Source organism: Barnesiella sp. CU968, from assembly GCF_905219685.1.
Classification (GTDB): Bacteria; Bacteroidota; Bacteroidia; order Bacteroidales; family Muribaculaceae; genus Lepagella; species Lepagella muris_A.
In genome coordinates, this window is sequence record NZ_CAJMXD010000160.1 from 1 (window position 1) to 6,446 (window position 6,446).

The following is a 6,446-nucleotide window of genomic DNA, read 5'->3' on the forward strand; positions in this document are numbered from 1 at the left end:
CTAATCGCGTCCCCTGTTTTTGCCCAGACACTCGACACAGAAGCTCTTGCAAGATTCTCTCCGTCAACCCAACGCGATGTATTTGAAGTGTGCGGTCTCGCCAAACTGTCGGCAGAACAGCAGATAAAACTCGCCAAGGCAATCGAGAAAGAAAATGCTAAATTTGTGGATATAGTAAAGGAAAACGAAGGTGTATTGACTGTGAAAGGTCGTAATCAGCTCTCGAAAATGAGAGAAAACGCTCTTTCATCCATACTCTCCGATGAACAGTTGAGGCAATATTACCGCGGTGTATTTGACAAAGAGGCAGATGCCGAAGGCAACGCCATAGCCAACGGTCTTCAGAAGAAATACAATCTGACGGACCAGAACTGGAAATTCATCCGGGTGTCATGTTACAAGATAGCACTCGAATCCCGGGTGATAAAAAAGATGATGGCGGACCAGCCGAAGAAAGCACAGAAAATGATTGCCGACCTTCGCGCCAAATGGCTGAAGGCCATTGAAGAAAAAGGGGGAATAGCAATCAACCCAGACGAGATGACTCTCACATATACCCGCGAATTCAACCCCAACACCTTGCACAAGGAATAATCATTGGTTAAGAAAAAGGGGCACTGAGTCTGACTTCCAAAACCTGAAGACTTAGATCAGAACGAATACAAAACCTGACATCAGACGAAAGCCGGAATCCGTGCGATACAGATTCCGGCTCATTTTTTGTAGTCCGATTATATCTCAATCAGAAAGTATAGTCAACGCAGGCTCGCGATTCAATCTGAGGTTTGACAAGCGAAGCCGCTGCCACATGTGCGGGATGCTTGGCATAAACCTCTACATCAGCCATTGTCGGCACTATCGCTGTCAGCGCAAGATCCCAGGTCTCAGAGGGATTCTCGTTTATTCCCACCTCCATGCTCTCAAGGCAGTCTATCCGGGCAGGCAGCGCAAGCAGAGCATCTGCAAAACGGCGACATGCCGCTTTACGCTCATCTGCCGTGCCGGAGAATCTGAATGTCACTATATGCTTTACCATAACTTACGCCATGTGTGACAGAGAATCGCTGACATTGTTATATATGCGGTCCGAAAGCGAGCCTCCAGATGTTACCGGCTCGAATTTTTTGCCGGTTATATGCTCGTAAAGCTCTATATAGCGTTTGCTGACCTCTTCGCAATACTCGGGAGTCATCTCCGGCACCCGCTGTCCCGCTTTACCCATGAAACCGTTTGAAATCAGCCACTGGCGCACAAACTCTTTGGAAAGCTGCCGCTGCTCCTCCCCTTTCTCGAGACGCTCTTCGTAGCCCTCCGCATAGAAATAACGGGATGAATCGGGAGTGTGGATCTCATCAATAAGTATCACCTTGCCGTCTTTGAGACCAAACTCATATTTGGTATCGACAAGTATCAAGCCATGACGGGCGGCAATCTCTGTGCCTCTGCGAAACAAAGCCAGTGCGTATTTCTCTACCTGCTCATAGATCTCTGCGGGAACAATACCCCTGGCTATGATCTCCTCTCTCGAGATATTCTCGTCATGACCGGCGTCTGCCTTGGTTGTGGGAGTCAGAATAGGCTCAGGAAGCTTCTGATTCTCTTTAAGTCCGTCAGGAAGTCTCACACCGCAGATCTCACGGGCGCCGTCCTTGTAGTCGCGCCATGCGGAACCGGCTATATAACCGCGCACAATCATCTCTATCTTGAGAGGCTCGCAACATAGACCGACTGTCACCATCGGATCCGGGCAGGCAAGTTTCCAGTTGGGAACTATATCCTTCGTGGAGTCGAGGAAAAACTCCGCAATCTGATTGAGCACCTGACCTTTGTAGGGAATTCCCTCTGGAAGAACCACATCGAAGGCGGAGATACGGTCTGTTGCCACCATTACCATGTACTTGTCCTCGATGTTGTAGACATCACGAACCTTGCCGTGATATACACTTTTCTGACCTTTAAACTCGAAATCGGTTTCTTTTAATACTTGCATTGGAATATGTTGTTTTCAGTTTTCGGTTTTCAGTTTTCAGCCCACCCATACAGCCCCATCACACCCTATACATCCCCACCCCATATCTCAATATCTCCCGCAAAATTATTTATAATTCCCAAAAACTCCAAGCAATCCGCAATTTTATGTATATTTTTTTGTAACTTAGCTCTATGAAGCATATAGATGACGATGATTTCGGTTTCGACATAGCATCCGAACCGGAAGCTGCGATGCAGATAAACCGTGAGCTTGACCTTGCCAGACGTATTGTCGAAGAAACAGGTGCCAACCTTTTCCTGACCGGCAAGGCAGGTACAGGTAAGACAACTTTCCTGAAGCGTTTACGTGATGCATCCCGTAAACGCATGGTGGTGCTCGCTCCGACCGGCGTGGCGGCAATCAATGCCGGGGGCATGACTCTCCATTCATTCTTTCAGCTGCCGTTCTCGCCTTTTGTGCCGGGACGCGGTTTCCTGGGCGAGGAAAAAAGATTCTATCGCATGAGCAAAGAGAAAAGGCGGCTTATCTCCAGCCTTGATCTTATAGTCATAGACGAGATCTCCATGGTTCGCCCGGACACACTCGACGGCGTAGACCGTCTGCTTCGCAGAATGCGGGGCATAGACCGTCCTTTCGGAGGGATCCAATTGCTTCTTATCGGAGATCTGCGCCAGCTTGCGCCTGTCGTCAGACCCGATGAATGGGAAATGCTGCGTGGTTTCTATTCATCTCCATATTTCTTCGAAAGCCACAGCCTCCGCGAAGCCGGATTCCTTACCGTAGAGTTGAAGACAATCTACCGCCAGCAGGATCCTGAGTTCATTTCTCTGCTGAATGCCGTACGCGACGGCAACGCCGGCAGGGAGGTGCTCTGCAGCCTCAACCGGATGTGCCGTCCAGCCGACCAAGAGGAAGAAATACGCACTATACGGCTGACTACCCACAACCGTATAGCCGATGACACCAATGCCCGTCACCTCGCGATACTTCCAGGCGATGCGAAAGTGTTCGAAGCCCGGATAAAGGGCAAATTCCCGGAATCATCCTATCCTGCCGACAAATATCTCACGCTTAAGATCGGTGCGCGGGTAATGTTTATCAAGAATGACACAGGCGCAGACAGAAGATACTATAACGGACTCATAGGAACTGTCACAGGCATGACAGAAGACACGGTATACGTGGTTCCGGACGATGACGAATACGATGCAATAGAGGCAACTTTCAGCGAATGGGAAAACACAAGCTACCGTGTAGATGAGGAAACGAAAGAAATCAGGCAATACACCGACGGCGTGTTCGCGCAGATTCCATTGCGTCTTGCCTGGGCGATAACGATACACAAGAGCCAGGGACTCACTTTCGACAAGGCTGTGATAGACGCCGGACAATCGTTTGCACCCGGACAACTGTACGTTGCACTGAGCAGATGCCGCTCTCTCGCAGGGATGAGACTCGAGACACCGCTTTCTCCAAACGCCGTGATAATTGACAGAGACGTCAACTCATTCATAGAACAATCCAGACAGTCATCTCCGGATGAGGAACGCCTTGCCTCACTTCGCGACGAATATTTCCGCTCGCTCCTTGCGGAGCTGTTCGATTTCGCCTCCTTAGGCATAAAACTCCGCGACTTTATCCGCGTTGTCAAGGAATACGTAGCCCCCATACATCCGGATTTATTTGAAGCATACAGGAATGCGGAACACACATTTTTCAACAAAATCGAAACCGTAGGCAACAAATTCATCACACTTTACGCATCAAGCCGCATAGACTCAGAGAGTGCGACTGCAAATCAGGCGTTTCTCGACAAGATCAGCAACGGCTGCCAATATTTTCTGCAAGAACTGGCACCGGTCTGCACCCTTCTGAACGAGACTCCGATGGAACTCGACAACTCGGCGTACGAGCAACGGCTCTTGTCGGCAGCAGACCTTCTATGGTACGAGATGAACATGAAGAAAACCATTCTCAAAGGAATATCTCACGAAGAATTCAGTCCGGCATCATATATGAGATTCAAGGCGCATGCAGCACTTGCCGACACAGAAGTCAGTTCTGCAAAAATCGGCAAGACCCGCAAGTCTCGCAAAGCGAAAGAAGCAAAAGAAAATAAAGAAAGAAAAGAGAAAAAGCCCAAAGGATATTCACAGCGTGTCACTCTGCAGATGTTCCGCGACGGCAAAGACATTTCCGAGATCGCAACGGCAAGAAGTCTCACAGTCGGCACCATAGCCGGTCATCTTGGAGAAATGGTACAACTCGGAGAGATCAACCTTGAGGACGTGATCCCCTCAGGAATCTTCACAATCCTCGACAACGCGGCGAAAGAGCTCACAGCCGAAGGCAGGCAACCCGATTATCAGGCGCTTCGCGAGCGGATACCCGGGCCTATTCCCGCCCACTACCTCTCCCTCTACGCCCGCGCCCGCCGCTAAATCTTTTTTAAGGTCTTTAAAGTCCCTAAAGACCTTAAAGTCCCTAAAGTCCCAAAAGTCCTTAAAGACCTTAGAGACCTTAGAGACCCTAAAGACCTTAGAGACCCTAAAGACCCTAAAACCTTAAGGTCAAACTTAAATTTTCAACACTTAAACAGAAACTTCCATGGACAACGAATTAATCCCCAATCGAGGAAACTATAAAAAGCTCCTGAGTTACCAAAAAACCGATATAATTTACCAAATCACATATTACTTTTGTCATAAGTTTCTAACCAGGGGAGACCGCACCGTTGACCAGATGATACAGGCGGCGCGAAGCGGCAAACAGAACATAATCGAAGGCTGCGCAGCCTCATCCACTTCTGCGAAGACAGAAATAAAGCTGATAGATGTAGCAAAAGCGAGCTTGAAAGAGCTACTTGAAGACTATGAGGATTATTTGAAGACCCGTGGCATCAAACAATGGGATAAAGGCAGTGTTGAATTTGAAGCCATGAGAAAACTTGGAATTGAACACAACGATCCGCAATTCTTCATGCAGCTCATAGAGACACGACCTGCCGGCACGATAGCCAACATGTGCATTATATTGATAAAACAGGCTGATTACCTTCTCTTTCGCCAATTAAAAAAACTTTCAGCCGACTTCATTGCCAACGGAGGCTTCTCAGAGCGCATGAGTGTCCTGCGCAGAAAGAACCGCGGCTACTGACCCACCCCATACACAACAACGACACACAAGAGTCTTTAAGGTCCCTAAAGTCCTTAAAGTCTCTAAAGACCCTAAAGTCTTTAAAGTCTTTAAAGTCCCTAAAGACCTTAAAGTCCCTAAGGTCTCTAAGGTCTTTAAAGACCTTAAAGACCTTAGAGACCTTACTCCCTCATTCAAAAAACGTTATATGGTATTCAACTTTGAAGTCGATGCGACTTCAAAGTTGAATACCATATTAAATAAATTATTAAGATTATTAGAGTGCCTGACGCACTTTAACATTATCTATAAACCATCTGTTCACTTTATCATGCGGCCACTTGTCATCAGCACTACGGATGGTGATCTTTGTATTTTCATCAACCTTCTCGTCTCCTAAATCAATGACGGCATTCATCCATTCATGCTTGTCTCCATTCTTTAAAGTATGAGGTGGCACAGGAATCTTAACCTCACTGCCATTGTTTTCAACAATAACGATCAAGTTAACCGCATCATAAGCCCTATTCTTTTCACCGGGTTTACCTTGGCGCATTGGAGACCAGTTAAAACAAATCTGCAATTTTTCTCCATCTGGAATACCTGAAATGCTCGGAAGCACAAGACCCGCCTCAATACCGGTCAGCGAAAATTTAAGATAATTTTTCTGCACGTAAATTCGATTTTCAAAAGGTCTGTCTTCCTTACCATCGATAGTCGCTTTTACAAAATTATATCCGCGATCATAAAGCTCATCAATAAGAATCTTTCCTTCTGCGTTTTTATTTGTAAGATTCTTTGATTCAGCAGCAACCTTATCACTCTCCTCAACCCAATCGTGAACACCGATTAAGCTTGTCCATGGATCCATCCATTCGAAGTCATCAAAGAAATATACAGTCTCGTTATATCCATGATCAATAATTTCAGAAGGAATGATGCGCACAACAGGATTTGCTGTACCTGCATAATAACCTGTTACCGTGAGTTTATGACCACCCAATTCTTCTAATGCATCAACATCCTTGTAATCATAGATATATGCCGAATTTGCCATACCCCTGATTCCGACACACTTCATGATTGCATCATAAGTACCAGTCAAAGTGACAAGCTGATAATTATCGGCTTTAACCTTATCAAGACTTTCCGTCACATCCAAAGGTTGCTTCTGAGTAACAGAGCCAGTACCTTCATCTGTCATTTTGCCTCCTTCAATATACGGAACCTTCATGTCGCTCGTAAGTTTCTCTCCTACGATGGTCACTTTCTGACCCTCAGTAACGGTGAACGGAATGTCTTTGATATATACAGTGAC

Annotated in this window: 5 protein-coding genes and 1 pseudogene; 3 read left to right on the forward strand and 3 right to left on the reverse strand. The window is 46.8% G+C overall.

All coding sequences use genetic code 11. From position 1 onward, the window contains the following. Positions 1-594: hypothetical protein (locus JX312_RS07560; protein WP_204457580.1), on the forward strand; the 594-nt coding region annotated here is incomplete at its 5' end. A 148-nt stretch (positions 595-742) separates the two neighbouring features. Here JX312_RS07560 and JX312_RS07565 read toward each other — a convergent pair. Together JX312_RS07565 and JX312_RS07570 are read right to left on the reverse strand one after the other, a co-directional pair. After that, on the reverse strand, positions 743-1,036 hold the full coding sequence (locus JX312_RS07565) for a Dabb family protein (RefSeq protein ID WP_123403513.1): 294 nt from the start codon (positions 1,034-1,036) through the stop codon (positions 743-745). A 3-nt stretch (positions 1,037-1,039) separates the two neighbouring features. Beyond that, complete coding sequence (locus JX312_RS07570) at positions 1,040-1,990, reverse strand: phosphoribosylaminoimidazolesuccinocarboxamide synthase (protein ID WP_123403515.1); 951 nt, start codon at positions 1,988-1,990, stop codon at positions 1,040-1,042. Between the two features lie 173 nt (positions 1,991-2,163). Between JX312_RS07570 and JX312_RS07575 the strand changes: the two genes are divergently transcribed. After that, entirely contained in the window at positions 2,164-4,434 is a 2,271-nt protein-coding gene (locus tag JX312_RS07575; RefSeq protein ID WP_204457581.1) for an AAA family ATPase, read from the forward strand. A 166-nt stretch (positions 4,435-4,600) separates the two neighbouring features. After that, positions 4,601-5,149 carry a four helix bundle suffix domain-containing protein gene (locus JX312_RS07580; protein WP_204457582.1) on the forward strand — a complete coding sequence of 183 codons (549 nt, stop codon included), beginning with the start codon at positions 4,601-4,603 and terminating at the stop codon, positions 5,147-5,149. A 256-nt stretch (positions 5,150-5,405) separates the two neighbouring features. Here JX312_RS07580 and JX312_RS07585 read toward each other — a convergent pair. Beyond that, positions 5,406-6,446: pseudogene (locus JX312_RS07585) on the reverse strand (hypothetical protein); the annotation flags it as partial.

Bases quoted from the DNA above. Each gene is read 5' to 3' on its own strand.
- JX312_RS07565 (WP_123403513.1), bottom strand. From the start codon at position 1,036: ATGGTAAAGCATATAGTGACATTCAGATTCTCCGGCACGGCAGATGAG.
- JX312_RS07570 (WP_123403515.1), bottom strand. From the start codon at position 1,990: ATGCAAGTATTAAAAGAAACCGATTTCGAGTTTAAAGGTCAGAAAAGT.
- JX312_RS07575 (WP_204457581.1), top strand. From the start codon at position 2,164: ATGAAGCATATAGATGACGATGATTTCGGTTTCGACATAGCATCCGAA.
- JX312_RS07580 (WP_204457582.1), top strand. From the start codon at position 4,601: ATGGACAACGAATTAATCCCCAATCGAGGAAACTATAAAAAGCTCCTG.